The organism is Ochrobactrum chromiisoli, from assembly GCF_026241335.1.
Taxonomy (GTDB): domain Bacteria; phylum Pseudomonadota; class Alphaproteobacteria; order Rhizobiales; family Rhizobiaceae; genus Brucella; species Brucella chromiisoli.
Map to the genome: position 1 here is coordinate 434276 of NZ_JAPHAV010000001.1, position 24909 is coordinate 459184.

The following is a 24909-nucleotide window of genomic DNA, read 5'->3' on the forward strand; positions in this document are numbered from 1 at the left end:
TCACGCATTCCTGAATGGTTTGCAGTGGCAACGGATGATTTGTTTCATTCTCGCCATAGCAATAGAGTGTCAGTGCTACGTGAGGATGACAGAAGCGTGTCACCAATGTGTCAATCGCTGTGAGTGGCGCTTATCCCCTTCAAAAAATTGTTAAATTTGAAATTCAAACTATGACAAAGGGTCATTTGGATCAAGTGCTGCGCTTTGCGTGCAAGAAAGAGCCTATCTCGCTGCCTTTCTTTCACGCCGCCATCCAAGAAACTCTTCGAGAATGATCAGGCCCGCGCCGATGGTAATGAAAGCATCCGCGAGATTGAAGACGGCAAAAGACCATGTCGGCAGGTGGAAGAGAATGTAATCCACGACATAGCCATGCATGACGCGGTCGATCAGGTTCCCGATCGCACCACCCACCACAAGCGCAAAGCCATAACGCGCAAAGACCCGGTTGGCCGGATTGGTCCACCAGAGGTAAAGCACGAAAACAATGACGGCGGCAGTGATTGCGACCAGTCCCCAGTCATGCAGCCATGCCAGCATCGAAAACGCGATGCCTTCATTATGCGTGCGAAACAGCGCAAGAAACGGCAGCAGGTCAATCTGTTGCCCATAGCCCATGCGGGTTTCGACAAGATATTTGACGCCCTGATCAATCAGGACTGCGATGATGACAACGAGAAACGACGACAAAACCGCATGACGCTTCATCCGCTGACCCTTTCATCAAGCGTGAGCGCCTCGCGGCGAATTTCATAAAGCATGACACCCGTGGCAATCGCCAGATTGAGCGAATCTGCGCGGCCTGCCTGTGGGATGCGTGCAAGCTTGTCGCAGCTCTCAGCAAGTGTGTCCGGTAGACCCTGCTGTTCATTGCCCATCATCAGAATGACCGGCTTTTTGGCATAAGGGATGGTGCGATAATCGACAGCACCTTTGAGATGGGTGCCAACGAGGAGGCCCGAAAAGCCTTTGCGCCAGCTGAGAAACTCAGTTTCCGTTGTCTTATAGAGCGGCATTGAGAAGACCGAGCCCATCGTGGCGCGCACGGTTTCAAGCGAATAGGGATCAGTGGTATCACCAATCAGGATGATGCCCTTGGCACCGACCGCGTCAGCGGTGCGGATAACCGTACCGAGATTGCCGGGATCGCGCACGCGATCAAGTGCGATGTAAACATCGTCGCCTTTTGGCCTGAGGTTTGCAAGCTGCTGATATTGCTGCTCGAAAACACCAACCACCATCTGCGGATTATCGCGCCGCGTGATCGCAGCCATGATCTTTTCGGTCACTTCGAGCACCAGTCCGCCTTTTGCGAAGGTACGCGCTGCAACCTGTTCGACCATTTTGTTGCCTTTGCCGGACTTGGCAAACACCAGTGTCTTGATGCGCCAGTCCTGTTCAAAGGCATCAATCACCAGCTTCAGACCTTCAGCCAGAAACACGCCCTGCTGATCGCGAAATTTTTTCAGCGCCAGCGAGCGCAGGTCTTTGACAATCGGATTGGTGAGGCTGGTGACTTCCTTCACCTGTCCCACGCGAGGACTTGAATGCATATTGCCGCTTTTGGAGAAATCGTCATTTCGGCTCATTTTGCTACCCAGCGGCTGAACATGGAGGTGGAAAGTGCGCGTTGGCTTGCACGTTCACGAAGAATAAGTTCGCCCGATTCGACCGTCCCGCCAAGGCCGGTAAAACGGTCGCGCACCAGTTCATGAATGGCGAAGAAGGATGCTCGGATCGAATAGGCAGTCAGAATGACGGCCAGCGCGTTTGGCGTGAGAATGGAACGGCAGGTATCGACCATGGCAGGCAGATGTTCGAACAACTGCCAGACTTCGCCGTTCGGCCCACGGCCATAGGCGGGCGGATCAAGCAGGATGATGTCGTAGAAACTGCCGCGGCGCTCTTCGCGCGCGACAAATTTCATAGCGTCTTCGCAGATCCAGCGGATCGGCTTGTCGGAGAGGCCTGCCATTTCCTGATTTTCGCGTGCCCAGATGATCGCCTTCTTGGAGGCGTCAACATGGGTGACTTCAGCACCGGCGCGCGCTGCAACGAGCGAGGCTACACCCGTATAGCCGAACAGATTGAGCACTTTTACCGTGCGGCCCGCCTTGGCTGCTTCACGGATCAGACCGTCCATATAAGACCAGTGGGCAGCCTGTTCCGGAAAAACACCGACATGGCGGAACGACGTGAAGCGGCCATGAAACGAAATGCCGTCATGCTGCATCGGCCATGTTTCGCCTAGGGGCACTTTTGGAAACGCCCAGCGTCCCATGCCTTCTTCATCGGTGTTGCCGGTAAAGACCGCATCAGCCGTATCCCATTCGCTCTTAGGCAAGCTTGGGAGCCAGATTGCCTGACCTTCCGGGCGAATGATGCGATAAGGGCCATATTGTTCGAGCTTGAGACCGTTGCCGCTGTCGAGCAGCGCATAGTCATCCGATGGCGCGGTTTCGAGAATAACCGGTGCGCGCTCGCCCGGACGCGCACCTGCATAAGCTTTGATTTCGCGCTGAGGGGCAGCAATCTGCTTTTCTTCAGCGGGCTTTGGCGTGGCTTTTGCAAATTGCGGACGCGGCTTTTTGAAGAACGCAGCCTTGCTGTCCGGCTTGTTCTCCTGCCTTGCTGCTGAACGCGGTTCATCATGCTTTGCACGGCCTGAACCGCGTTGCTCTTTACCGCCTGTCGGCTTTTTGCCTTTTGCTTTTGGCGCCTTCACCCGAAACTCCGTGATCTATTTGGCCCGTAGGTAGGCCAAATAGTACCGGAACGAAAGTGAAAAAGAAAAGCGAGTGCTATCGGAGAGTAGAAACTGCGTTTGAGGCATGGCGCTTTTCAGCCGTTTCGGCACGTTCCAGAAGCAGCGACGCTTCCTTTTTATAATGGCGTCCGCGGCGGCGATGCTTGCCTTGCGTCAGCCATGTCACAGCCGCGCCGATTAGCGCACCAAGGATAAGCGCCCCAAACAGCCAGATAAACAACGGTGCCTGATAGGTCAGCGCCGGATTGCCGGGATTAAACGGGTCAATTGTCAGACCGACCGTTTCACGGTTGGCAACCGAAAGCGCGATCAGAATGACCGCCAACGGTACTAAAATGACAATCGTGATAACGCGCTTTGCCACCATGATGGATTAGATGGCGCCGTTGAGACGGTCGCGCAGCTCTTTACCGGTTTTGAAGAACGGCACCCACTTTTCTTCGACTTCAACCGTATCGCCGGTGCGCGGATTGCGACCGCTGCGGGCAGGGCGGTTTTTTACCGAGAAAGCGCCGAAGCCGCGCAATTCCACTCGATTTCCCTCGGCAAGTGCGCTGGTGATCTCATCAAAAACCGCGCCAACGATATTTTCAACATCGCGCTGGAAAAGATGCGGATTACGGCTGGCGATAATCTGAACGAGTTCGGATTTGATCACGGCTTTAAACCCCTGTGTTTTCGTTGTCCGCCAAAGGACTCACTTATTTGCCGGGGTGATACCCGACGTTCCATCAACGTGCCAAACCGAAAGAAGTCCGTCAAGGAAGATACGATCATTTGCGATCTCCTTTAGCAATCCATCGGCCTGCTGCGGTACGCCAAGAAGACGCGCACCGGCGTGAATAATCAGATCACGCAGCGAAAAACCTGTGTCGCTGCTTTCCGGCTTCCATTCGAGCTTGGGCAAATCTTTCGACACGCCCTTGCTGTCTAGCCATGCCACAGCTTCTTCTTCACCGCCCAGTCCGTCAATCAGCTTGTTTTGAACGGCCTGACGTCCGGTGAAAACAGCACCATTGGCAAGTGCAAGCGCTTGTTCATGCGTGAAAGAGCGGCGTTCCTGCACGATTCCCACGAACCAATCGTAGGAATCCATGATCATATTGCGGATCATCGCCTTGGCTTCTTCGCTTGCGGGGCTGAAATAATTTGGCTCAGCTTTCAGCGGCGACGACTTGATCGCCTCGACTTTGACGCCAATCGTATCGAGAAGTTTTGAAAGGTCGGGATATTGGAACAGCACACCGATTGATCCGACGATGGACGTCTGGCGCGCAATAATATGATCAGAAGCGCTGGCAATCATATAACCAGCCGATGCTGCAAGTGTCCCAACCTGGGTTACGACGGGCTTTTTTTCGGCAATTTTCCGAACTGCCTCATAAATTGATTCGCCACCAACAGTGGTGCCGCCGGGTGAATCAAGGATCAGAATAACCCCTTTGACCGCATCGTCATTGGCAATTTTATTGAGGCGCTTGAGCAGTTCTTCATTCTCGAAAATGGTGCCTTCAATGCGAACTTTTGCAACATGTGGCGTGGCAAAATTCGGGCCGCGCATGGAATAGGAGGCAATGCCAGCAATCAGTGCCGCCAGCAAAAGCAAAAAAGCAACGCGCCAGATGGTGAGCTTTCTGCGCAGTTTGCGTCTTTCGATCAGTGCTTCGGCATCATGAGCCATGCTTATCCATCCACTTCATACAGTATCACAAACCTCTTTTAATCTATGGCTGGCAATAGGGAAAGGCGGCAATCATTTTATCCCAATTGATCCGAGACTATAATCAAAATCAGTTTTATGTTAACAATGAAGTGATCAGCTTTTTACCTGCATTTTGGGGGCTAAAACATACGTTTTTCGGCCATTTTTTAGTGTCCCGTCACATTTGCATGGCAGGTGCGTTGTTTTGCGGTCTGTAATAGACTTGAGTGTCGGGCTATTGCATCCCAAATAAGCCATATTGAACGAAGACAGCATCAGATGAAAATGTTCATTCCTGATGTTCGTGTAAACAGTTGAGCAATAAACGGACATTAAAAACGCCGACGATTAACATTAAATGATCGAAAGATATGATGAGCGCTGACACACCACATATACATGCTTCGCAAGGCGCTGCCACCGCAGCCCCAAAAGGCGCAGGCATGCATTTTGGAGCGTCTGAAAAGGCTGCTTCTGTTTTTCGTTCGGCCCAGCGGCACTCGATCCGCGTGCGCGTGCTTAAAGCAGCTCTGCCTGTTGCAGCCATTGCGCTTGCAGCCGTGTTTTCCTGGTACACATTTCTGGCAACGCCCTCAGCGCCTGTGAAGGTTGAGGTCAACAATGGCGGCGAGGCTGGAAAGCTTGTGATGAGCAATCCGCAGCTTAACGGCTATACCAAAGACAACCGCCCCTATTCGATGATTGCTCAAAAGGCTGTGCAGGACGCCAAAAACAGCGGTTCGATTGCGCTTGAGGGCATTTCTGCAGAGCTCCCCGTTGGCGAGAATGGCAGCGCCAAGGTTGAGGCTGCTTCCGGTGTTTACGACAATGCGAACGGTCGTTTGCAACTTGATAAGGATTTTACTGTTACGACAAACGAAGGCTTGCGCGCTGTCATGCGTTCTGCGGATGTTAATCTCAAGAGCGGTCAGGTGACGACGGATAAGCCTGTCGATATTCGTAATGGTAGTACACAGATTAGCGCTGACAGCATGCAGATCAAAGAGAGCGGCAAGATCGTGATCTTTGAAAACAAGGTGCGTGTTGTCATTGACGGTGGCGCGGTTTCAGGTGACAACACGCCTGGTTAAAATCGTATTGCCGCTGACTTTGGGCTTCGTTTCTTTCTGCGCAGTCAGATATTTGTATCTGGCTGGGTTCAGTTTAAGATCGGCGTCTAGTGATTATTGCTTGAGGTGGCGGTCTGAAAGGTTGATAGACTTTTCGGACGGGTTTATGCGTCGGGCATTGAATTTTATGCGCTCGGCCTGATTCCTTGGATGGGATATGTAGGGGAGCTAAAAAACATGGAACGCGAGACGGTCAAGATGAACAAGAGCATGAAGACCCGCAGTTTGCGGATAGGATTTGCGGCTTTGGCGCTTGGCCTGCTTGTTGCGCCGGTTTCCGTTCAGGCTCAGGATAGCCAGCAGGTGCCTTTTGGCAGTCTCAAGCTTTCCGGCGGCAAGGACCCGATCAAGATTGATGCCGACAAGCTTGAAATGCTCGATAAGGAAGGCAAGGCCATTTTCACGGGCAATGTTTCCGTGATGCAGGGCGATGCGCTTCTGAAGTCGGGCAAGATGATTGTCTTTTATAATAAGGACGCGCAGGGCGGAGGCACACAGCCCGCAGGCGGTACTGCCGGTTTGAGCGGATCGGGCATTGATCGCCTTGAAATCAGTGGCAAGGTTTATCTGAAATCCGGCACGCAGGTCGCAACCGGTGACACCGGAACCTATGATGGCAAAAGCCAGGTCATGGTGTTGCAAGGCCAGAAGGTCGTTCTGACCGATGGCGATAATGTTGCAACCGGCTGCAAGCTCACAGCCCATATGGACACCGGCAAGGCTTTCCTCGAAAGCTGCAAGGGCCAGAGCAAGGGCCGCGTCTCCATCATCATGGCGCCCGGCGATAAACAGCAGGGCGGTGCCGCGCCCAAATCGAATTAAGCGGAGCGTGCGTGGGATTGTTCTCGAACAAGAAGGCCGAAGAGTCGCAGACCGTTTCCGAGGATGTTGAAGGCGTCATGCCATCGCAGCCTGGCAAAGTGGCCCGTCTCAAAGGGACTTTGGTTGCCCGTGGCCTATGCAAAAGCTATCGCGGACGACAGGTTGTCAACGGCGTGTCATTTGGTGTGCGCGCTGGTGAAGCTGTGGGCATTCTTGGCCCCAACGGTGCCGGTAAGACCACCTGTTTCTATATGGTGACAGGCCTTGTTCCGGCGGATGCCGGTGCCATTGAGATCGATGGTTATGATGTAACTTCAATGCCGATGTATCGCCGCTCGCGTCTTGGTATCGGTTATCTGCCACAGGAAGCCTCGATTTTCCGTGGCCTTTCTGTTGAAAACAACATCAAGGCCGTGCTGGAAGTTGTCGAAAAAGACCGCAAGAAACGCGCGATAGAACTCGATGCCTTGCTCGAAGAGTTTCACATTGCGCATCTGCGTAAAGCACCCGCCATTTCGTTGTCTGGCGGTGAGCGTCGCCGTCTGGAAATTGCCCGTGCGCTCGCATCGCGCCCGAATTTCATGTTGCTTGACGAACCCTTTGCCGGTGTTGATCCGATTGCGGTTTCCGATATTCAGCAGCTTGTGCGTCATCTGACCAGCCGTGGCATCGGCGTCCTGATCACCGACCACAATGTGCGTGAAACGCTCGGCCTGATTGATCGTGCCTATATCATCCATGCGGGGCAGGTTCTGACTCATGGCCGTCCTGCGGAAATTGTCGCCAATCCTGACGTGCGCAGGCTCTATCTCGGCGATCAGTTCACCCTCTGATTCAATCTGATTGCAACGTGTGCTCTGAAATCGCAGTCCATGCGTTTTCTTTCCTGCGACTATTTTCCACTTTTGCCCGTAAAACGCACATTCTGAATTGACAAGCAAGGTTCGTACCAGTTTTGATGACTGACACGCCTTGATTGAAAAGAAATTTGGAAATGGCGGTTTTGCCAGCCTTTGATGTGTTGGCAGGGGGAAACCGGGGGAATTACACAACGCATGGCCCTATCGCCGAAGCTTGATTTTCGCCAGTCGCAGTCGCTGGTGATGACGCCTCAGCTGATGCAGTCTATCAAGCTGCTTCAGATGACGCATGTCGAGCTGGATCAGTTTCTTAATCTTGAAATTGAAAAAAATCCGCTGCTGGACAGAATAGAGGCAGCGAATGATGATTTTTCAGACGCAGAGCCTCAACGCGACAATGAGGATGCTGGCGCATCTGATCCCACAGCAGATGACGACTGGTTCAAGACAGAAGCTGTCGAGGATGCGCAGGGGCTCTCATCTGCTTTCGACAGTTCGCTGGAGAATATCTTTCCCGATGATCCGGGCCGCAGCGATGATGCACATATGGACGTTGCCGCACAGTGGAAGACGTCCGCAGGCGAAACTTATAGTGCAGGCGGCAGCTATGACATTGATCAGGTTACGGCAAGTCGCATCTCGCTGAGCGCGCATGTTGCCGAGCAAATAGCAATGACATTTGCCAGCGTCCCTGACCGCTTCATTGCAACCGCTCTGGCCGATGCTTTGGATGAGAGCGGTTATCTGCGTGCTGATGTGACATTGCTTGCCCAGAATCTTGGCGTTGAGACAGGCCATGTCGATCGCATTCTTCATGAAATGCAGAGCTTTGATCCTGCTGGACTTTTTGCGCGTGATCTGCGCGAATGTCTCGCCATACAGCTTCGTCTCAAGGATCGGTTTGATCCGGCGATGGAAGCCCTGGTTGACAATCTTGACCTGCTCGCGCGGCGGGATTTTGCAGCGCTTAAAAAGCTTTGCGGGGTCGATCAGGCCGATATTCTCGATATGCTCAATGAGATTCGGATGCTTGATCCCAAGCCTGGAACCCAGTTTGAGGTTTCGGTGGCGGATGTCATCATCCCGGATGTGCTGGTGGCGATGGTGCGTGATGGAACCTGGGGGATTGAGCTTAATCCAGCCTCACAGCCCCGATTGATCGTGAATAATGAATATTATGCTGAAGTCAGCCCTTCCATCAAAGGTGAGGAAAAGGCATTTCTGGCTGATTGCATGCAGTCGGCCAACTGGCTTATGCGCAGCCTCGATCAGCGGGCGCGCACGATCCTGAAAGTGGCGCAGGAAATTGTGCGTCAGCAGGATGGATTTCTGCGTCACGGCGTAACGCACCTCAAGCCGCTTAATCTGCGCACCGTGGCCGATGCCGTTGGCATGCATGAATCAACGATCAGTCGCGTGACGGCCAACAAATTCATGGCAACACCGCGCGGCGTGTTTGAACTGCGCTATTTCTTCAATGCATCCATCGCTTCTTCCGAAGGAGGCGATGCGCATTCGTCCGAGAGTGTGCGGCATCGTATCCGTCAGATGATCGACGCGGAAAAGCCTGAGGATGTCTTATCCGATGATGCGATCGTTGATGCCTTGAAAAAGGACGGCGTGGATATTGCACGCAGAACGGTAGCGAAATACCGCGAAGCGATGAATATTCCATCATCGGTTCAACGCAGGCGGGAAAAGAAAGCGCGATTGTCTGCGCGCTAAAGTTTATCTGGGGGAGCTTTCGCAAAAAATGGCTGCCAGAAGCTGTGATTGACAATTAACCTTTAAGCCAATAGAAGCCCCGCTCGCGTTAGGATACGCATTTGTAAAGGTCGGCATTTTGGTGTCTGGCCGACAAAACGAAAGGCTCGGTAATATTTCGGGAAACGCTTCCGCGTTTCCGGCGTTACATAAAAGAACGATGTGCAGCGATCTTCTCATTCATGTGTTTTGAAGGCACATGGGGGAAATAAATTCAAAAGCCGCTTTGGAGCAGATATTCGGTCGGGTGTTTTGGCACGGTGTCCGAATTTGTGAAACGGGGCTTGAAAATAGCACAGGACGAAAAGCAAATTTGATGCTGGTTCGCTTTGCGCTTCGCTCACCTTGTGGTTAGACTGCGTCCTGTTGTGTAACGCAAATGAGGTGTACCAAATGACTCTGCGTGTATCTGGAAAGCATATGGACGTCGGCGAGGCTTTTACGACCCGGATCATTGATCGGGTTAATGAAGCGGTCGGCAAATATTTTGATCATGGCTTTTCCGGGCAGGTAACGGTCACCAAGTCCGGATCGCGCTACAGCGCAGATTGCACTTTGCATCTTGATAGCGGTGCCACTCTTCAGAGCACCGGGGATGCACAGGACCCGCAATTGGCGTTCGATGCGGCTGCAGAAAAGATTGAAACACGCTTGCGTCGGTACAAGCGTCGTTTGAAATCCCGCCCTGCGACTGCACCAAATGCGATCTATGATGATGTGGCATATCGTGTTATGGCACCGCTGCCGGAGGAAGAGGAGGATCTTCCGGTGGATTACGCGCCAACTATTGTTGCGGAATCGTCTGTCGCTCTTCGCACCCTTTCGGTCGCGTCGGCGGTTGTGGAACTTGACCTGATTGAAAATCCGGTTCTGGTCTTCCGCAATGCAGGCAATGATGAAGTGAATATCGTCTACCGTCGTGCGGACGGGAATATTGGCTGGGTTGATCCGTCAACGGTGACCCGTCAGTCCGCACCACGCGCCTGACGGCAAACCGAAGCGCACGCAGTCTTTCTCGCTGTCGTGCGCTTCTCTAAACCGGGCCCAAATGGCCTGATTGAAGAAGGAACGGAGAGAATGGATCTTAGTGATCTGATTCAGCCTGGGGCGATTATCCCGGCGCTGAAAGCCAGCTCCAAAAAGCAGCTTTTGCAGATTCTGTCTGAAAAGGCTGCGGAACTGACCGGTCTCCCGGAGCGTGAAGTTTTCGAAACGATTCTCCAGCGCGAACGCCTTGGTTCTACAGGCGTTGGCAATGGCGTTGCCATTCCTCATGGTAAGCTCGCAAGCATCGACAAGATTGCAGGGATTTTTGCGCGCCTTGAAACGCCAGTGGATTTTGAAGCATTGGACGATCAGCCCGTTGATCTTGTGTTCTTGCTTCTGGCACCTGAAAATGCAGGTGCCGACCATCTGAAGGCCCTGTCGCGTATCGCTCGCATGTTACGCGATGCCGACACCGTGGCAAAGCTGCGCGGAACCCATGATGCGCAGGCACTTTATTCATTCCTGACATCGCATCCGGCGTCAAACGCCGCCTGAGGTCAAATAAGCGTCTGTTAAAAAAACCGCTGTTCTCACTGAACGGCGGTTTTTACTTATTCTAGCATCTTGCGGGCCAAGAATTCATCCTTCATTCTTTCGATTTTCAAATTGGAACAAAAGTTTAACCAAAATCTTCGCCCAGCTAGTTTATCGATCTTATTGTTTAAGCTGCCAATGCTTCGTAAAACCAGCAAAGTCTTTGGTCCATTTACGAAAAAAGCTGCTGGTTACCAGCTTTTTAAAAGACTTAGAAACGTGTTCAAGTTGAAGACTGGAGCCTACGCATGAAGTTTCGTATTGCCCGCCCGTCTGATGCTGCAATATTGGCAGCTATCTCAATTGAAGTCTGGTTGGGGACCTATATCAGGCGGGGGGTAAACGCGTTTTTTGCTGATTATGCACTAAATGAGTTTACATCCGATAAGTTCGCCACGCTGCTCGATGATCCCCAAGAACATATTATCGTGTCAGAGAATGAAGATGGTATCGATGGATTTATTCGCATCAGCGGTGGGAAAGCGGCTCCTGTCGCAGATTGTTCCACTATGGAGATTTCCACCCTGTACGTTCAGCCCCGTCACCACGGCAGGGGGCTCGGAGGACTGCTGTTGGAACAGGGGCTGAAATATGCGCGAGATGCCGACAGTCCATCGGTCTGGTTGACGACCAATTCTGAAAATAGCCCCGCCATAGCCTTCTATCTTAAGCACTGCTTTGAAAAAGTTGGAACTACGCATTTCCGCATTCAGGATCAAGTCTATCTGAACGATGTTTTCAGGCTTGGCCTCAGGCAGGAAATAAAAAGACCACGGGACAGCAATAAGCCTTATGACTGCTAAAGTGCCGTTTTGTTACAACTGAGACCGGCACCCTTTTACGGAAAGCAGCAATGCCGGTCCGTTGACGGACCGGCATCACGCAAAGAATTTAATGCAGCATAACCGTGCGCAATTCATGTTCATGCGCGCCCTGCAAGGCGGTGGCACGGACATCGGACAGGACGATAGGCTCGCCGCTGGCGCCAAACAGCGCCCAGATTTCTATACCTGGAGCAATCGGGGGGAGGGCCGGGAAGGTGCGGGTGAGATCGTCGGAACGAATCTTGCGCACATAAGCCACTTCACCTTCACCCAGATGAGCGAATTCATGTTCCGTGAGGATGTGTCTGTTCATCATCGTAGCCTCCGTTTTCGCGGCATATCATTTGCGATCATGGCGCTTAAGAGCTTAATAAATCCCTATAGCAGTTTTTAGTTGAACATAAGCTGAACCAGCTTCACTCTTTCACTGCTATATTGATACGTTTGATCAGCCGTTCTGGTTCAGGTCGATCAAGATCAATGGCGAGAAGTCCATTTTTCAGTTCACACCCGACAACCCGCATACCATCGGCCAGAACAAAGACGCGTTGAAACTGACGCGCAGCAATGCCGCGATGCAGAAATTCGCGCTCCGTATCGTCGTTTTGGCGTCCGCGGATGACAAGCTGATTGTCTTCCGTCATGACTTCAAGATCGTCGCTGGCAAATCCTGCAACTGCAAGCGTGATACGCAGGCGTTCAGAGCCAGTCTCGCCACGCAGACGTTCTATATTATAAGGCGGGTAACCATCACCGGATTTGGCAATCCGTTCCAGCGTCTTTTCCATTGTGTCGAATCCGAGCAAAAGCGGGCTCGAAAACGGGGTAATTCTTGTCATTGCATCAGTCCTTATCGAAGCGACCGTCTTGGAAAGAACCCTTGCGGCGTATCTTTCACTCAACTGATATGGCTTGTGAAAGGTCCGACTTCAAGAGCCGAAGTCCAATTCCTCCCATCACACTGTAAATCCGATGGGTTCGATGCAAAACTTGTCAATATGTGTGGAAAAACATGAGAGTGCGACCGCCCTCTTGGGCGCACAAAGCTCGTTTTAACGCCGTGCTTCGCTCAGCGCGTGGCCAAAAGCCGTTGCAAAGCTTTCGCGATCATCCGGATTGAGAAAGCCGCCGATGAGAACGCGATACGGGCGGCTTTCCACATGCATGGATGTAATGCCGAATTCCGGCTTTCGTGCTATTGTGAACCGTGCCCGGAACGGATGAAACTCATGTTCGATCAATTTTCCTGAAGGCTCAAATTTGCGGATATGCAGGGCCGCGCGTGAAACGGATATTTCCTCGCGCGCTTTCGCCGTATGGTAATTCCAGCGAAAAGCCAGATAGATCAGCAAGACATCAAGACCAAAAAAGCCGATGATCGGCCATGCACCGATTGACCAGAACAGAACGCAGACAAACAGCCAGCAACTGATCAGCCCGCCCATCAGTACCCGAAAACCCGTTTTCCCCAATGAGCGATAGGGCGTCAGCAGGGCTTTAAAAATTGGGGTGTCAAACGCGTCTGGGTTTGCGCCGTCTGGATGGTGCATGGATTTCACGACCATTCCGGTCGCCTCAATTTGCGGAGTGTTTGGGGGCTGCGTCAAGCTGTGAACTGTTTTCCGCGGATGCAGCCAAGTATAGAGGCAAAATGGAAAACGCCAAAATCAAATCCTCCGTGACTGTAAGCGCGCCCACGCGCCGCGCGCGCCGTGTGGCTGGTACGCTTTATACGGCTGACGAGATTCACGAAATTTTCCGCCGCTTTTCCATTATTCGCCCTGAACCCAAGGGCGAGCTTGAGCATGTGAATGCTTTCACGCTGCTGGTGGCTGTGGCCTTGTCAGCGCAGGCAACCGATGCGGGGGTGAACAAGGCAACCCGAGCGCTTTTTGCCATCGCTGACACACCGCAAAAGATGCTGGCGCTGGGCGAAGACACGGTTGGCAACTATATCCGCACCATCGGCCTTTGGCGCAACAAGGCGAAGAATGTCATTTTGCTGTCTGAAGCGCTGATCCGTGATCATGGCGGCGAAGTGCCGGATGATCTTGATGCGCTGGTGAAACTGCCCGGCGTTGGCCGCAAGACGGCCAATGTCGTGCTGAGCATGGCCTTTGGTCATGCAACGATGGCGGTGGACACACATATCCTGCGCATTGGCAACCGGATCGGGCTTGCAACGGCCAAGACGCCGGATGCGATGGAAGCCATTCTGATGCGGATTATCCCGAAAGAATATCTCTTCCATGCGCATCACTGGCTGATCCTGCATGGACGCTATACCTGTAAGGCACGCAAGCCCACATGCGAGAATTGCGTGATTGCCGATATCTGCAAATTTCCGGGAAAGACGTGCGATATTCCTGCGGCGCTCATTGCGCTATCGCCGCAGCCTTAAAGTCTCTTTTGCAGAAATTGCCTTGTGCAGATGGATCATCATGGCAGCTGCAAAAAGCGGTGTCAGCAGATTGAGCAGCGGGATCGCAAGAAAGGCCGCGATGACCAGCCCCGCAAGGAAGACTGTCACACCATATTGCGAGCGTAACGCTTTCGCTTCCGCTTCTGACCGGTAGCGCATGGCGGCAAATTCAAAGAACTCGCGCCCCAGCAGATAGGCATTGATCACGAAAAAGGCGATCAGGTTGACACCCGGCACAAACAGCAGAAGCAGCGCTATAATATTGCCGAGAATGACCACGCCTAAAAATTTGAGCGACGCCACAACGGCGCGTCCGAGCGGTAACGCTGTGCCTTGAGGTTCACCCGGATAATCCTCGCGCTCGACCACATCAGCAACATCATCAAGGAAAATGCCAGCAACAAGAGCTGTGACGGGCGCGATCATCAAAGCAAGAACGAGCGCCAACCCAAGACCTGCAACGATAGCCGCAACAATGCCAAGCCAACCGGCCCAATCGGGCATTCCGGGCAGGATTTGCTCCATCCAGGGCCAAGCCAAAGTAAAAAATATTTGACGAATGGTGACCCATAGCCCGACGAGCAGGAGAAGCGTCAGCCCCAATGTTTTCCATAAAACAGAACGAAATTCCGGCGTTGGAAGGCGCTTTAACGCTTTTAGTGCCGCTTCAATGATCATTCAGGTCCACTTTCCGTGATCTCACAGGATCAAAATAGGAATATCAGCGCTGCTGTGCAATATGCGCTACCCACAGAAGGCAGGCTTAACAGGGTAGTCAAAAGACTTGCAAAAGGCTAAACCCGCCCCACATGACTGCCGCCGTACCGCTTGTCTGAATGTCTCGGACAGAGGCGGGCAGCAGACAAAAGGGGAGCCCCAGATCAAGCTCATGGCTACATTCGACGTTCTTTGCATTGGCAATGCCATTGTCGATATTATCTCGCGCACAGAGGATGCATTCCTTGAAACAAACGGCATCATCAAAGGTGCCATGAACCTGATTGATGGTGACCGGGCAGAATTGCTTTATAGTCGCATCAAAGGTCAGGTCACCGAAATGTCTGGCGGCAGCGCAGGCAACACGGCGGCTGGCGTTGCAAGCTTTGGCGGTCGCTCCGCCTATTTTGGTAAAGTCGCAACCGATCATCTAGGCCGCGTCTTTGCGCATGATATTCGCGCGCAGGGTGTCGCTTTTGATACGCGTCCTCTGGAAAAGGGATCGCCGACAGCGCGTTGCACGATTTTCGTTACTCCGGATGGCGAGCGTTCGATGAACACCTATCTTGGTGCCTGCGTCGAGCTGGGGCCGGAAGATATTGAAACCTCGAAGGTAGCGGACGCTAAGGTCACTTATTTCGAGGGTTATCTGTGGGACCCACCCCGTGCCAAGGAAGCCATTGTTCTGGCCTCCAAGATTGCCCATGAACATGGCCGCAAGGTCGCCATGACGCTTTCTGATCCATTCTGTGTTGATCGCTATCGCGAGGAATTCCTTGATCTGATGCGTAAAGGAACGGTCGATATCGTTTTCGCAAATGAAGACGAGGCCAAGTCGCTTTATCAGACCCACGCGCTGGATGACGCCATCGAATCGTTGCGCAAAGACTGTCCGCTGGTCATTGTGACGCGTTCGGAAAAAGGTGCGGTGGTCATCACTGAAGACCAGACTCTTGTCGTTCCGGCGATCGAAATCGAAGAGCTGGTCGATACGACCGGCGCGGGTGATCTCTACGCTGCCGGTTTTCTGTATGGCTATACCAATGACCGTTCGCTGGAAGATTGCGCCCGTCTTGGTTCGCTTGCAGCCGGTATGATTATTCAGCAGATGGGCCCGCGCCCACTGGCCAATCTTCAGGCCGTGGCGGCTCAGGCCAAGCTTATCTGATTATTCATCCGGTCTTACAATCCGGTCGCGCTTGAGCTCTTCTTCAGTGCGACCGGGGCGGCTTTTATAAACTGGCAGATTCCAGCCGAAATAGAGCGCCCCGCCGCGCACGATGAATGCGGTGAGCGCCGCTGAGAGGCCTGCAAAAACCGGGTCAACACCAAAACGTTCCAGCAAGACATAGAGACATGCACCGGCCAGTGCTGCGCTGACATAAATTTCCCGTCGCATCAGAACGGATGGCTCACCGGCCACCATATCGCGCAAAATTCCGCCAAGAGTTGCTGTGAAAATACCCGTAACGATGGCGACGGACGGCCCAAAGCCAAGCGCAAGCCCTTTGGCCGCGCCCACAACCGTATAGGCTGCCATACCGATAGCGTCACACCAAAGCAGAAGCCGGTAGCGCGATTCGAAGAGATGCGCCGTGAAATAGACGATGATGGCGGCCGATGTGCCAGCCAGCAAATAGAACGGTTCAATCACCCAGAACACCGGTGCGCCCAGAAGCAGATCGCGAATCGTCCCCCCACCAATACCTGTTATATTGGCGAGAAAGATGAAGCCGATAATGTCGAGCTGGCGGCGTGAGGCGGCAAGCGCGCCGGTGGCGGCGAAGACAAACACACCTGCAAAATTTGCAAAATCAAAGATCGTCACGCATGTCTCCCGACTGACATTCTGTCGATATTCCGATGGTTAGGGACAAAAAGAAAGAGCGGCGATAAACCCGCCGCTCTTTGTTTGAATAGGTGTCAGCAATAGATAGGCTTAGGCATCGCCCTCAGGTGTCGCAGTGTTTTCCGCCGCAACCTTTGGACCGCCCTTCGAAACGCCAACCATGGCCGGACGCAGCACGCGATCACCAATGGCGTAGCCTGCCTGAACAACCTGAACAACGGTGTTGTTCGGAAGCTCGGGATTTGGAACTTCAAACATCGCCTGATGGAAGTTCGGGTCGAACTTCTGACCTTCTGGATCAAGCTTCGTTACGCCGTGGCGTTCCAATGCCTGCAGCATGGCGCGCTCGGTCATTTCCACGCCTTCGGCCAGCGACTTGAGATTGGCATCGCTTTCCAGTGCGTCTGCGGGGATCGCATCCTGTGCGCGGCGCAGATTGTCGGACACTGAGAGCATATCGCGGGCAAAATTCGTCACGGCATAGGTGCGCGCGTCCTGAACATCGCGCTGGGTGCGCTTGCGCAGATTTTCCATCTCGGCAACCAGACGCAGCATCTGGTCTTTCAGCTCTGCATTGTCAGCTTCCAGCGCTGCAATGGTGTTGGCGGCCAGATTTTCAGCGTCAACAGTTGCGTCTTCTTCGACCTCAGCGCGTGCCTCAGCCTTGCGGCTTTTCAGAAAATCATCGGCAGCACGCTTCAGCGCATCACGATCACGAGGATTGTTGATATCGCGCTGCTCAAGATCGGGGTTTTCAGGTGTGTTTTTTTCATCAGCCATAATGCTTCTTCCGTCTTGAAGTGTGTTTGCCCGGATATTGAGTTTCGCGGGATTAAAATCAAGGTCTAATTTCCCGGCCTTGTTAAGTCTGACACTTATATCAGGAATTAACGCAACAATCGGGAGACAATTTGCGCAGTATAATCGACCATTGGCACGATGCGCGCATAGTTTAGCCGGGTCGGGCCAATGACACCCAAAGCACCAACGATGCGCTGTTCGCTGTCACGATAAGGGGCAACCACCAGCGAAGAGCCGGAAAGGGAAAACAGTTTGTTTTCCGAACCGATGAAAATCCGCACCCCGGACCCCGATTCAGCCAGATCAAGCAACTGGATCATACCATCCTTGGTCTCTAAATCATCAAACAGATGCCTGAGACGCTCAATATCTTCCTGCGCATGAATGTTTTCAAGTAGATTGGCTCGGCCACGCACGATCAGCCGAGCTGGCTGATCCGAGCCTGCGCCACTCCAGACTGCTATGCCTTGCTCAACCAGTTCCTGCGAGAGCTGATCAAGCTCCAGCCTGGTTTCTTCCGACAGCTTTTCGAGCTCCGACTTTGCTTCCGACAGTGTGTGGCCATGAATATGCGCGTTAAGAAAGTTGGAAGCTTCCACCAGTTGCGATGCGGAAATGCCAGCTGGCAGATTGATGACGCGGTTTTCGACATCGCCATTTTGCATCACCAGCACCGCAAGCGCACGCGTCGGCTCTAAACGCACGAACTCGATATGTTTGAGCGCGCCTTCCGTCTTGGTTGCAAGCACAAGGCCTGCGCCGCGCGACAGGCCGGAGAGAACCTGACTGGCTTCGGTGAGCACGCTTTCAACTGAATTGTTCGTGCCGGCCGAGCGAACCTGTGCCTCAATGGATGAGCGTTCATCGGGCGGCAGATCACCCACTTCCATGAATGCATCGACAAAGAAACGCAGCCCGATCTGCGTCGGTAGACGCCCGGCGGAAATATGCGGGGCATAAATCAGGCCGAGATGTTCCAGATCGCTCATCACGTTGCGAATGGTGGCGGGTGAAAGACTCCGTGGCAACAGACGCGATAAATTGCGCGAACCGACCGGATCGCCATCATTGAGATAGCTGTCGACGATCAGCCGGAATATATCGCGCGACCGTTGATCGAGCGAACTGAGCAACTGATGTTCTGGTGACTTGATCATGGTCTGAATGCGAACCCTTTGAATTGAAGGCTCTAAATATAAGGCGGCGCGCCGAAGCGTCAAAGGCCTAAGCGCATTCTAACAGGTGCTCTCAACACTTGTATCGTTATTAATGGCGAAATTTCTTTCTATTTGCTACCGAGCAGCCTAAAAAGCCGCAACGAAAATCGAAGTGAGGAATTACCATGCGTCCATCCAAGCGCGCTGCTGACGAAATGCGTGCCGTGTCTTTTGAGCGCGGCGTCTCCAAACATGCGGAAGGCTCGTGCCTTGTGAAGTTCGGCGACACCCACGTCCTGTGCACGGCAAGCTTAGAGGAAAAGGTTCCGGGCTGGATGCGCAATTCCGGCAAGGGCTGGGTCACGGCAGAATATGGCATGCTGCCACGCTCGACCGGTGATCGTATGCGCCGTGAAGCAGCAGCCGGCAAGCAGGGCGGACGCACGCAGGAAATTCAGCGTCTGATCGGCCGTTCGCTGCGCGCTGTCGTTGACTTGCAGGCACTTGGCGAATTTCAGATCACAGTCGACTGCGATGTCATTCAGGCTGATGGCGGCACTCGCACCGCTGCTATCACGGGTGGTTTCATCGCTCTGCATGATTGTCTGCGCTGGATGGAAGCGCGCCAGATGATCCGCATCGAAAAAGTGCTCAAAGATCATATTGCAGCTATTTCCTGCGGCATTCACGAAGGTCAGCCTGTGCTTGATCTCGATTATGCGGAAGATTCGGCTGCTGAAACCGACAGCAATTTCGTCATGACCGGTAAGGGCGGCATTGTCGAAATTCAGGGTACGGCTGAAGGGGCACCATTCTCGGAAGAAGAGTTTGCAGCGCTCATGAAGCTTGCACGCGGCGGCATTAATCAGCTCGTTGAGTTGCAGAAGGCAGCACTTGCCTGATAGGGAAGGCCATCTCCATTGAAGAGGTGGCCGAAAATGCAGGCATCCCGTATTCTTGAAACCGCGCTCTATGTCCGTGATGTTGCTGAGGCGATTAAATTCTATCGCGACATTATCGGGCTCGAGCCGGTGGGCAAGGTCAGTGAACGCAATGCATTCTTCCGCTGTGGCGATGGCATTCTGCTGTTGTTTAAAGCGGAAGAAACGCTGAAACCAGCGGCACCCGGATCGTTGCCAGTGCCACCGCATGGAACGAGTGGGCCGGGGCATATGTGCTTTGCGGCCACGCGTGATGAGATTGACGACTGGCGCAAGCATCTTGCGATGCACGGCATCGCAATTGAGTCTGAATTAGAATGGCCTAACGGCGCGCGTTCGATTTATTTTCGCGACCCTTCCGGCAATTCGCTGGAATTCGCCGAGCCGAAACTTTGGAGTTAAAGCATGATCCCGAAAAGTGGCATCCGGTTTTCGGATAAGATCATGCGTAAAAAGGTAGAACTGAAATGAGAAACCTCGAAAAAGGCAAACTGATCGTTGCATCGCACAATGCAGGTAAGCTGCGCGAGTTTGATGGACTGATTGCCCCGTTTGGCTTCGAGGTCAGCTCTGTTGCGGCTCTTGGCCTGCCGGAGCCGGAAGAAACCGGCACAACCTTCGAGCAGAATGCTTACATCAAGGCGCTTGCTGCGGCAAAAGCCACTGGCCTGCCGTCGTTGTCCGATGATTCCGGCCTGATGGTTGATGCGCTGGATGGTGAACCCGGCGTTTACACCGCTGATTGGGCTGAAACCGAAGACGGCACGCGTGATTTTAACATGGCGATGCGCAAGGTCGAAGATCTTTTGCAGGAGAAGGGTGCTCTCACGCCTGCCGATCGCAAGGCGCGCTTTGTTTCTGTGATCTGCCTTGCATGGCCGGATGGTGAAGCACAATATTATCGCGGTGAAGTCGAAGGTACACTGATCTGGCCGCCACGCGGCGATATTGGCTTTGGCTATGATCCGGTCTTCAAGCCGGAAGGTTATGAGAAGACCTTTGGTGAAATGACGGCTGACGAAAAGCATGGCTGGAAGCCGGGTGATGCGTCAGCCCTTTCGCATCGTGCGCGTGCTTTCAAGCTGTTTGCTGAAAAAGCGCTCGGCGTTGTTTCGGATGCGGTTGAATGAACCATCATTTTTCTCCATCTGCTAAAAGTGTCGATATTCTGCCGATAGCACGTGCAGATGGAGAAACGGCGTTTGGCGTTTATCTGCACTGGCCATTTTGCCTCGCCAAATGTCCTTATTGCGACTTTAACAGTCATGTGCGCCATCAGCCGGTTGATCAGCCGCGCTTTGCTGAAGCTTTTAACCGCGAGATGGACACATTGCGCGCCCGCACAGGCCCGCGCACCGTCACCAGCATCTTTTTGGGCGGCGGTACGCCGTCGCTGATGCAGCCCTCGACGGTTGGCAGCCTGCTTGATGGTATTGCGTCGCGCTGGACTGTCGCGCCTGATATTGAAGTGACACTGGAAGCCAATCCGACAAGCGTGGAGGCTGATCGTTTCCGTGGCTATCGTGCTGCGGGCGTCAATCGTGTCTCGCTTGGCATTCAGGCGCTTAATGATCCTGATCTGCGCCGTCTTGGGCGTATGCATTCGGTTGAAGAGGCCAAGGCGGCAATCCGGCTTGCGCGTGAAATTTTCCCGCGTCTGTCTTTCGATCTCATCTATGCGCGGCCCAATCAGACGATTGAAGCCTGGCGTGAGGAGCTGAAAGAAGCCATTGGTCTGGCTGCCGATCATCTCTCGCTCTACCAGCTGACAATTGAAGAAGGCACGCAGTTTTATAATCTCTGGAAGGCGGGCAAGCTCACCACGCCGGACCCGGATCACGCGGCTGCTCTTTACGAAGAAACGCAAAAGATCACAGCGGAACATGGTCTTCCGGCCTATGAGATTTCAAACCATGCGGTGCCGGGGCGCGAGTCGCAGCACAATCTGGTCTACTGGCGCTATGGACAATATGTCGGCATTGGTCCCGGTGCACATGGCCGCTTTATCGAAAACGGCTTGCGCACGGTCACAATGACAGAAAAGCATCCTGAAACATGGCTGGAAAAAGTGGCAACCCATGGCCACGGTATTGTCGAGGAAGAGCATCTCGACGGTGAACCGCAGGGCGATGAGTTTCTGATGATGGGCTTGCGGTTGCGCGAAGGCATTGATCTTGCGCGTTATCAGGGTCTGACAGGCCATGATATTGATCGCAAACGCCTTGAACGACTGATCGCATCGGGCATGATTGAAAAAATGGATGGTAGCTTCATCCGTGCAACGCCGGATGGTGCGCTGGTGCTTGATGCGCTTGTGGCGGATTTGGCGGCTTAGGAAATTAGATGAGTGAATTTTTGGACGAACAGAAACGCGAATTTGTCGTCGGTGGCACTGCCCAGCGTGCGCGTCCGATCGAACCCGCGCTCTATATCGTCTCGACCCCGATTGGTAATCTTGGCGACATGACGCTGCGCGGGCTGGAAGTGCTGGCAAGTGCCGACATTGTGGCCTGTGAAGACACCCGTGTGACCCGTGTGCTGCTTGATCGCTACGGCATTTCGCGCCGTCCCATCAGCTATCATGAGCATAATGCTGCTGAGGCAGGCGCAAAGCTGATCGCAGCCCTTGAAAGCGGAAAAAGTGTTGCGCTGGTGTCCGATGCAGGCACACCGCTGGTTTCCGATCCGGGCTTCCGACTTGTCGGCGAGGCTCGCGAGGCGGGTATCCGCGTGGTGCCTGTTCCGGGTGCATCTGCGCTTCTTGCAGCACTCGCCGCGTCCGGCCTGCCAACAGATTCTTTCATGTTCTGTGGCTTTTTGCCGGTCAAACACGGTCAGAAGACATCCAAGCTCGAAAGCCTCAAGAATATCGAAGCAACGCTTGTGTTCTATGAATCGCCCAACCGTACCGCCACAACACTTGCCGATATGTCAGAGGTTTTTGGCGATGCGCGTGAAGCAGCTCTTTGTCGCGAGCTGACCAAAGCTTATGAAACCATTGTCACGGCGACGCTTGGTGAGTTGAAACAGCAATTTGATGGCGAAGACCGTATTCGCGGTGAAGTCGTGCTGCTGGTTGGCCCACCTTCTGGCGAAGCTGGTCCGCAGAGTGAAGAAGACATCGACAAGCTGCTTCTGTCGCTCGTGCAGGAATTGCCACCATCGAAAGCGGCAGGTGAAGCGGCAAAAATGACCGGCGGGCAGAAGTCGGTTCTTTATCAGCGTCTGATGCAGTTGAAGGCGCAGGGCTGATGAGTGAGTTCCGCGAGAAAAAGCGCATGGCTTTCTTTCGCGGACACAGCGCCGAGCGGCTGGCTGCGCTTGCACTGATGCTTAAAGGCTTTCGCATCGTGGCGCGCCGCTATCGCACGCGGCTTGGCGAGATTGATCTGATAGCCCGACGCGGCAACCTTATTCTCATTGTTGAAGTCAAAGCACGGATAAGCGTTGAAGCAGCGCAACTTGCCGTTACGCCGCAGGCCATGCGCCGTATCGAGGCGGCTGCCGATATGTGGCTGCAACGCCAAAAGGATTACGCACAATTATCGCTGCGCTTTGACCTCGTAGCTGTTCTGCCACGTCGCTGGCCAAAGCATATTCCAGCCTTTTTCACATCCGGCACGTATCACTAAGTCAATGTAAATCCTATAAAAATTATGGGATATAATTTGCAGCTTTTAGGAATTAAAATCCTCAAAATCTGTTTTTTGAGAAAAAGTGATGCTCCGCGTGATTTGCGCGCGCAAGCCCGTTTCTTATAAATTCTGAGCAGTCCGGGGATAATGCCAGCAGTCTTAAAAAGGATACTGCTGTGGCTCTTTCGTCCCAACGACTTCTGGCTGATTTTCCTACCTTCTTCCGTGTTTCGGAAGAGGTGGTTGTTGTCGTCGGTGGTGGCGAAGAAGCGCTCAACAAAGCACGGCTCGTGGCCCAGACGTCCGCTCGTTTGCGTATCGTTGCGGAAGAGTTTGAGCCAGCTTTGGTGAGCTTTATCGAAAGCCACGGTGCAGAGCGCATAACAGAAGCTTTTGAACCAAAGCACCTCGAAGGCGCGAAGCTGGTTTTTGTTGCCACGGGTAGCGAGTCTCAGGATCGCGCAATTGCAGCACAAGCGAAGGCGCAAAAAATCCCGGTCAATGTTGTTGATCGTCCGGCACTCTGCGATTTTCTGACCCCTGCCATCGTCAACCGTGCGCCGATTGCAATTGCCATTGGCACCGAAGGCTCAGCTCCGGTTCTGGCGCAGATGGTGCGTGCGCGCATTGATGCGGCCTTTTCACCACGCCTTGGTGAACTGGCGCATTTTGCCGAAAGCTGGCGTCCGCTGGTCGAAAAGATTTTACCGAAAGGTTTGGCACGCCGCAGTTTCTGGCGCGGGTTCTTTTCTGGCTCCGTTGCGCGCGCCGTTGAAAATGGCGACCGCGAAGAAGCTTACAAAGCTGCAAATGAGCTAATCGAGAGGCCGCAAGGTGCTGCTGGCTATGTCTGGCTTGTTGGTGCTGGTCCAGGTGCAGAAGATTTGCTGACCTTGCGCGCGCATCGCGTGCTAATGGAAGCCGATGTCATCGTGCATGACGCACTGGTGCCGGAAGGCGTAATTGCCATGGGGCGTCGCGATGCAGAGCGTCTTTCGGTCGGCAAGCGCAAGGGATGCCATTCCAAGAGTCAGAACGAGATCAATGAACTGCTCGTCAACCTTGGTCGTGAAGGCAAGCGCGTGGTGCGTCTGAAAGCGGGCGATCCGCTGGTTTTTGGTCGTGCGGGCGAAGAAATGGCAGCATTGCGTTCAGCTGGTATCGGCTTTGAAATCGTGCCGGGCATAACGTCTGCTTTCGCAGCCGCTGCCGATATGGAACTGCCGCTCACCCTGCGTGGTGTGGCCTCCTCACTGGTGTTCACAACGGGCCACGATATGGCAGGTGATGTGCTGCCGGGCTGGGCCAAGCTTGCCGTCTCCGGCGCAACAATCGCCGTTTATATGGGCTCAAGCGTTGCTGCCTCTGTTGCAAACCGTCTGATCTCTGCGGGTCTGCATGAAGACACGGCGGTGGCTGTTGTTGAGAATGCCAGCCGGAAGGATAAGCGGCTGTTTCATGGAACATTGAAAGATCTGCCATCGCTGGAAGAGCGCAAAGAGCTTGCAGGTCCAGTCATGGTTATCATCGGCGATGCTGTTGCAGGTGCCGCTATCGACAAAGCAGAAGCATTGGCGCGGAAGCCTGTGCCAGTGGCAGCTTAAATCAGGAGTTGGGAAAATGGTTGTAAAAGTTCTCACCGCAAACCGGCTCATTGATGGACAGGCCGTGTGGCTTGGCGCTGACGGATCATGGCAGGAAACCATTGAAGGTGCGCTGGTTGCGCGCCACGCGGAAGCCGTCTCAGCGCTTGAAGAAGCGGGTAAGGTTGCCGCGAAAGCCAATCTGGTTGTCGATGTGAATGTGATTGATGTCGAAGAGCGCGACGAAGGGCTTTATCCCATTCGCCTGCGCGAGCGCATCCGGCTCTCCGGCCCCACCATCATTACGCTTGGTCAGCCATCACTGAAAATTGCTTCCTGATCTGAATATCGGAA

General features: G+C 53.5%; 30 protein-coding genes. 17 read left to right on the forward strand and 13 right to left on the reverse strand.

The window, feature by feature from the left end; all coding sequences use genetic code 11:
- Positions 1 to 222: 222 nt before the first annotated feature.
- The 6 genes from lspA to sppA form a co-directional block, all read right to left on the reverse strand.
- Positions 223 to 708 carry a signal peptidase II gene (gene lspA, locus OPR82_RS02055; protein WP_265982715.1) on the reverse strand — a complete coding sequence of 162 codons (486 nt, stop codon included), beginning with the start codon at positions 706 to 708 and terminating at the stop codon, positions 223 to 225.
- Positions 705 to 1589, reverse strand: a complete 885-nt coding sequence (locus OPR82_RS02060) for a TrmH family RNA methyltransferase (RefSeq protein ID WP_265982716.1) — start codon at positions 1587 to 1589, stop codon at positions 705 to 707. The genes lspA and OPR82_RS02060 overlap by 4 nt, the downstream gene beginning before the upstream one ends.
- The gene (locus OPR82_RS02065) at positions 1586 to 2725 is read right to left on the reverse strand and encodes a class I SAM-dependent methyltransferase (RefSeq protein WP_265982717.1); all 1140 of its coding nucleotides are present in this window, start codon (positions 2723 to 2725) and stop codon (positions 1586 to 1588) included. Before OPR82_RS02065 ends, OPR82_RS02060 begins: the two co-directional genes overlap by 4 nt.
- 76 nt (positions 2726 to 2801) lie before the next feature.
- Positions 2802 to 3134 (reverse strand): LapA family protein, encoded by a 333-nt coding sequence (locus OPR82_RS02070; RefSeq protein WP_265982718.1) that lies wholly within the window; start codon positions 3132 to 3134, stop codon positions 2802 to 2804.
- A gap of 6 nt (positions 3135 to 3140) precedes the next feature.
- Positions 3141 to 3425: an integration host factor subunit beta gene (locus tag OPR82_RS02075; protein ID WP_265982719.1), complete on the reverse strand. Its 285-nt coding sequence runs from the start codon at positions 3423 to 3425 to the stop codon at positions 3141 to 3143.
- A 39-nt stretch (positions 3426 to 3464) separates the two neighbouring features.
- A complete protein-coding gene (sppA, locus tag OPR82_RS02080) occupies positions 3465 to 4448 on the reverse strand; it encodes a signal peptide peptidase SppA (protein WP_265982720.1) in 984 nt (327 codons plus the stop codon).
- A gap of 395 nt (positions 4449 to 4843) precedes the next feature.
- Between sppA and lptC the strand changes: the two genes are divergently transcribed.
- The 7 genes from lptC to OPR82_RS02115 all read left to right on the forward strand — a co-directional run bounded on the left by lptC (position 4844) and on the right by OPR82_RS02115 (position 11429).
- Entirely contained in the window at positions 4844 to 5560 is a 717-nt protein-coding gene (gene lptC / locus OPR82_RS02085) for an LPS export ABC transporter periplasmic protein LptC (protein ID WP_265983821.1), read from the forward strand.
- Positions 5561 to 5776: 216 nt separating this feature from the next.
- Entirely contained in the window at positions 5777 to 6421 is a 645-nt protein-coding gene (locus OPR82_RS02090) for an LptA/OstA family protein (RefSeq protein ID WP_265982721.1), read from the forward strand.
- A gap of 11 nt (positions 6422 to 6432) precedes the next feature.
- A complete protein-coding gene (gene lptB, locus OPR82_RS02095) occupies positions 6433 to 7254 on the forward strand; it encodes an LPS export ABC transporter ATP-binding protein (RefSeq protein WP_396995875.1) in 822 nt (273 codons plus the stop codon).
- Positions 7255 to 7476: 222 nt separating this feature from the next.
- Positions 7477 to 9006 carry an RNA polymerase factor sigma-54 gene (gene rpoN, locus OPR82_RS02100; RefSeq protein ID WP_265982722.1) on the forward strand — a complete coding sequence of 510 codons (1530 nt, stop codon included), beginning with the start codon at positions 7477 to 7479 and terminating at the stop codon, positions 9004 to 9006.
- Positions 9007 to 9438: 432 nt separating this feature from the next.
- The gene (hpf, locus tag OPR82_RS02105) at positions 9439 to 10032 is read left to right on the forward strand and encodes a ribosome hibernation-promoting factor, HPF/YfiA family (protein ID WP_265982723.1); all 594 of its coding nucleotides are present in this window, start codon (positions 9439 to 9441) and stop codon (positions 10030 to 10032) included.
- Positions 10033 to 10122: 90 nt separating this feature from the next.
- The gene (gene ptsN, locus OPR82_RS02110; RefSeq protein WP_265982724.1) at positions 10123 to 10587 is read left to right on the forward strand and encodes a PTS IIA-like nitrogen regulatory protein PtsN; all 465 of its coding nucleotides are present in this window, start codon (positions 10123 to 10125) and stop codon (positions 10585 to 10587) included.
- Positions 10588 to 10874: 287 nt separating this feature from the next.
- Complete coding sequence (locus tag OPR82_RS02115) at positions 10875 to 11429, forward strand: GNAT family N-acetyltransferase (protein ID WP_265982725.1); 555 nt, start codon at positions 10875 to 10877, stop codon at positions 11427 to 11429.
- 88 nt (positions 11430 to 11517) lie between these two features.
- Here the strand turns inward: OPR82_RS02115 and OPR82_RS02120 are convergent, their stop codons facing one another.
- The 3 genes from OPR82_RS02120 to OPR82_RS02130 all read right to left on the reverse strand — a co-directional run bounded on the left by OPR82_RS02120 (position 11518) and on the right by OPR82_RS02130 (position 13000).
- Entirely contained in the window at positions 11518 to 11763 is a 246-nt protein-coding gene (locus OPR82_RS02120) for a BQ00720 family protein (protein WP_265983824.1), read from the reverse strand.
- 103 nt (positions 11764 to 11866) lie between these two features.
- Entirely contained in the window at positions 11867 to 12289 is a 423-nt protein-coding gene (locus tag OPR82_RS02125) for an Hsp20 family protein (RefSeq protein ID WP_265982726.1), read from the reverse strand.
- A gap of 213 nt (positions 12290 to 12502) precedes the next feature.
- A complete protein-coding gene (locus tag OPR82_RS02130; protein WP_265983825.1) occupies positions 12503 to 13000 on the reverse strand; it encodes a DUF2244 domain-containing protein in 498 nt (165 codons plus the stop codon).
- Between the two features lie 101 nt (positions 13001 to 13101).
- Between OPR82_RS02130 and nth the strand changes: the two genes are divergently transcribed.
- Positions 13102 to 13851: an endonuclease III gene (gene nth / locus OPR82_RS02135; RefSeq protein WP_265982727.1), complete on the forward strand. Its 750-nt coding sequence runs from the start codon at positions 13102 to 13104 to the stop codon at positions 13849 to 13851.
- Here nth and OPR82_RS02140 read toward each other — a convergent pair.
- Entirely contained in the window at positions 13834 to 14550 is a 717-nt protein-coding gene (locus tag OPR82_RS02140) for a sulfate transporter family protein (protein ID WP_265982728.1), read from the reverse strand. The genes nth and OPR82_RS02140 overlap by 18 nt on opposite strands.
- A 211-nt stretch (positions 14551 to 14761) precedes the next feature.
- On the opposite strand from OPR82_RS02140, the gene OPR82_RS02145 reads away from it, so the two are divergent.
- On the forward strand, positions 14762 to 15757 hold the full coding sequence (locus OPR82_RS02145; protein WP_265982729.1) for an adenosine kinase: 996 nt from the start codon (positions 14762 to 14764) through the stop codon (positions 15755 to 15757).
- On the opposite strand, the gene OPR82_RS02150 is transcribed toward OPR82_RS02145, so the two are convergent.
- From OPR82_RS02150 to hrcA, 3 genes are all read right to left on the reverse strand, one after another.
- The gene (locus OPR82_RS02150; RefSeq protein WP_265982730.1) at positions 15758 to 16417 is read right to left on the reverse strand and encodes a trimeric intracellular cation channel family protein; all 660 of its coding nucleotides are present in this window, start codon (positions 16415 to 16417) and stop codon (positions 15758 to 15760) included. It lies immediately after the preceding gene.
- Positions 16418 to 16528: 111 nt separating this feature from the next.
- Positions 16529 to 17218, reverse strand: coding sequence for a nucleotide exchange factor GrpE (gene grpE / locus OPR82_RS02155; protein ID WP_265982731.1), 690 nt, complete (start codon positions 17216 to 17218; stop codon positions 16529 to 16531).
- A 107-nt stretch (positions 17219 to 17325) separates the two neighbouring features.
- Positions 17326 to 18396, reverse strand: coding sequence for a heat-inducible transcriptional repressor HrcA (hrcA, locus tag OPR82_RS02160; protein WP_265982732.1), 1071 nt, complete (start codon positions 18394 to 18396; stop codon positions 17326 to 17328).
- Between the two features lie 185 nt (positions 18397 to 18581).
- Here hrcA and rph point away from each other — a divergent pair, with 185 nt between their 5' ends.
- From rph to OPR82_RS02200, 8 genes are all read left to right on the forward strand, one after another.
- Positions 18582 to 19298: a ribonuclease PH gene (gene rph, locus OPR82_RS02165; protein ID WP_265982733.1), complete on the forward strand. Its 717-nt coding sequence runs from the start codon at positions 18582 to 18584 to the stop codon at positions 19296 to 19298.
- A 36-nt stretch (positions 19299 to 19334) separates the two neighbouring features.
- A complete protein-coding gene (locus tag OPR82_RS02170; RefSeq protein ID WP_265982734.1) occupies positions 19335 to 19739 on the forward strand; it encodes a VOC family protein in 405 nt (134 codons plus the stop codon).
- A 65-nt stretch (positions 19740 to 19804) separates the two neighbouring features.
- Complete coding sequence (rdgB, locus tag OPR82_RS02175; RefSeq protein ID WP_265982735.1) at positions 19805 to 20467, forward strand: RdgB/HAM1 family non-canonical purine NTP pyrophosphatase; 663 nt, start codon at positions 19805 to 19807, stop codon at positions 20465 to 20467.
- On the forward strand, positions 20464 to 21672 hold the full coding sequence (hemW, locus tag OPR82_RS02180; RefSeq protein ID WP_265982737.1) for a radical SAM family heme chaperone HemW: 1209 nt from the start codon (positions 20464 to 20466) through the stop codon (positions 21670 to 21672). The genes rdgB and hemW overlap by 4 nt, the downstream gene beginning before the upstream one ends.
- An 8-nt stretch (positions 21673 to 21680) precedes the next feature.
- Positions 21681 to 22589, forward strand: a complete 909-nt coding sequence (gene rsmI / locus OPR82_RS02185) for a 16S rRNA (cytidine(1402)-2'-O)-methyltransferase (RefSeq protein ID WP_265982739.1) — start codon at positions 21681 to 21683, stop codon at positions 22587 to 22589.
- The gene (locus OPR82_RS02190; protein ID WP_265982741.1) at positions 22589 to 22969 is read left to right on the forward strand and encodes a YraN family protein; all 381 of its coding nucleotides are present in this window, start codon (positions 22589 to 22591) and stop codon (positions 22967 to 22969) included. The genes rsmI and OPR82_RS02190 overlap by 1 nt, the downstream gene beginning before the upstream one ends.
- 179 nt (positions 22970 to 23148) lie before the next feature.
- On the forward strand, positions 23149 to 24576 hold the full coding sequence (cysG, locus tag OPR82_RS02195) for a siroheme synthase CysG (protein ID WP_265982743.1): 1428 nt from the start codon (positions 23149 to 23151) through the stop codon (positions 24574 to 24576).
- A gap of 16 nt (positions 24577 to 24592) precedes the next feature.
- The gene (locus OPR82_RS02200; RefSeq protein WP_265982744.1) at positions 24593 to 24895 is read left to right on the forward strand and encodes a DUF2849 domain-containing protein; all 303 of its coding nucleotides are present in this window, start codon (positions 24593 to 24595) and stop codon (positions 24893 to 24895) included.
- Positions 24896 to 24909 lie beyond the last annotated feature (14 nt).

Bases quoted from the DNA above. Each gene is read 5' to 3' on its own strand.
- lspA (WP_265982715.1), bottom strand. From the start codon at position 708: ATGAAGCGTCATGCGGTTTTGTCGTCGTTTCTCGTTGTCATCATCGCA.
- OPR82_RS02060 (WP_265982716.1), bottom strand. From the start codon at position 1,589: ATGAGCCGAAATGACGATTTCTCCAAAAGCGGCAATATGCATTCAAGT.
- OPR82_RS02070 (WP_265982718.1), bottom strand. From the start codon at position 3,134: ATGGTGGCAAAGCGCGTTATCACGATTGTCATTTTAGTACCGTTGGCG.
- sppA (WP_265982720.1), bottom strand. From the start codon at position 4,448: ATGGCTCATGATGCCGAAGCACTGATCGAAAGACGCAAACTGCGCAGA.
- lptC (WP_265983821.1), top strand. From the start codon at position 4,844: ATGAGCGCTGACACACCACATATACATGCTTCGCAAGGCGCTGCCACC.
- OPR82_RS02090 (WP_265982721.1), top strand. From the start codon at position 5,777: ATGGAACGCGAGACGGTCAAGATGAACAAGAGCATGAAGACCCGCAGT.
- rpoN (WP_265982722.1), top strand. From the start codon at position 7,477: ATGGCCCTATCGCCGAAGCTTGATTTTCGCCAGTCGCAGTCGCTGGTG.
- hpf (WP_265982723.1), top strand. From the start codon at position 9,439: ATGACTCTGCGTGTATCTGGAAAGCATATGGACGTCGGCGAGGCTTTT.
- ptsN (WP_265982724.1), top strand. From the start codon at position 10,123: ATGGATCTTAGTGATCTGATTCAGCCTGGGGCGATTATCCCGGCGCTG.
- OPR82_RS02115 (WP_265982725.1), top strand. From the start codon at position 10,875: ATGAAGTTTCGTATTGCCCGCCCGTCTGATGCTGCAATATTGGCAGCT.
- OPR82_RS02120 (WP_265983824.1), bottom strand. From the start codon at position 11,763: ATGAACAGACACATCCTCACGGAACATGAATTCGCTCATCTGGGTGAA.
- OPR82_RS02125 (WP_265982726.1), bottom strand. From the start codon at position 12,289: ATGACAAGAATTACCCCGTTTTCGAGCCCGCTTTTGCTCGGATTCGAC.
- OPR82_RS02130 (WP_265983825.1), bottom strand. From the start codon at position 13,000: ATGCACCATCCAGACGGCGCAAACCCAGACGCGTTTGACACCCCAATT.
- nth (WP_265982727.1), top strand. From the start codon at position 13,102: ATGGAAAACGCCAAAATCAAATCCTCCGTGACTGTAAGCGCGCCCACG.
- OPR82_RS02140 (WP_265982728.1), bottom strand. From the start codon at position 14,550: ATGATCATTGAAGCGGCACTAAAAGCGTTAAAGCGCCTTCCAACGCCG.
- OPR82_RS02145 (WP_265982729.1), top strand. From the start codon at position 14,762: ATGGCTACATTCGACGTTCTTTGCATTGGCAATGCCATTGTCGATATT.
- grpE (WP_265982731.1), bottom strand. From the start codon at position 17,218: ATGGCTGATGAAAAAAACACACCTGAAAACCCCGATCTTGAGCAGCGC.
- hrcA (WP_265982732.1), bottom strand. From the start codon at position 18,396: ATGATCAAGTCACCAGAACATCAGTTGCTCAGTTCGCTCGATCAACGG.
- rph (WP_265982733.1), top strand. From the start codon at position 18,582: ATGCGTCCATCCAAGCGCGCTGCTGACGAAATGCGTGCCGTGTCTTTT.
- OPR82_RS02170 (WP_265982734.1), top strand. From the start codon at position 19,335: ATGCAGGCATCCCGTATTCTTGAAACCGCGCTCTATGTCCGTGATGTT.
- rdgB (WP_265982735.1), top strand. From the start codon at position 19,805: ATGAGAAACCTCGAAAAAGGCAAACTGATCGTTGCATCGCACAATGCA.
- hemW (WP_265982737.1), top strand. From the start codon at position 20,464: ATGAACCATCATTTTTCTCCATCTGCTAAAAGTGTCGATATTCTGCCG.
- rsmI (WP_265982739.1), top strand. From the start codon at position 21,681: ATGAGTGAATTTTTGGACGAACAGAAACGCGAATTTGTCGTCGGTGGC.
- OPR82_RS02190 (WP_265982741.1), top strand. From the start codon at position 22,589: ATGAGTGAGTTCCGCGAGAAAAAGCGCATGGCTTTCTTTCGCGGACAC.
- OPR82_RS02200 (WP_265982744.1), top strand. From the start codon at position 24,593: ATGGTTGTAAAAGTTCTCACCGCAAACCGGCTCATTGATGGACAGGCC.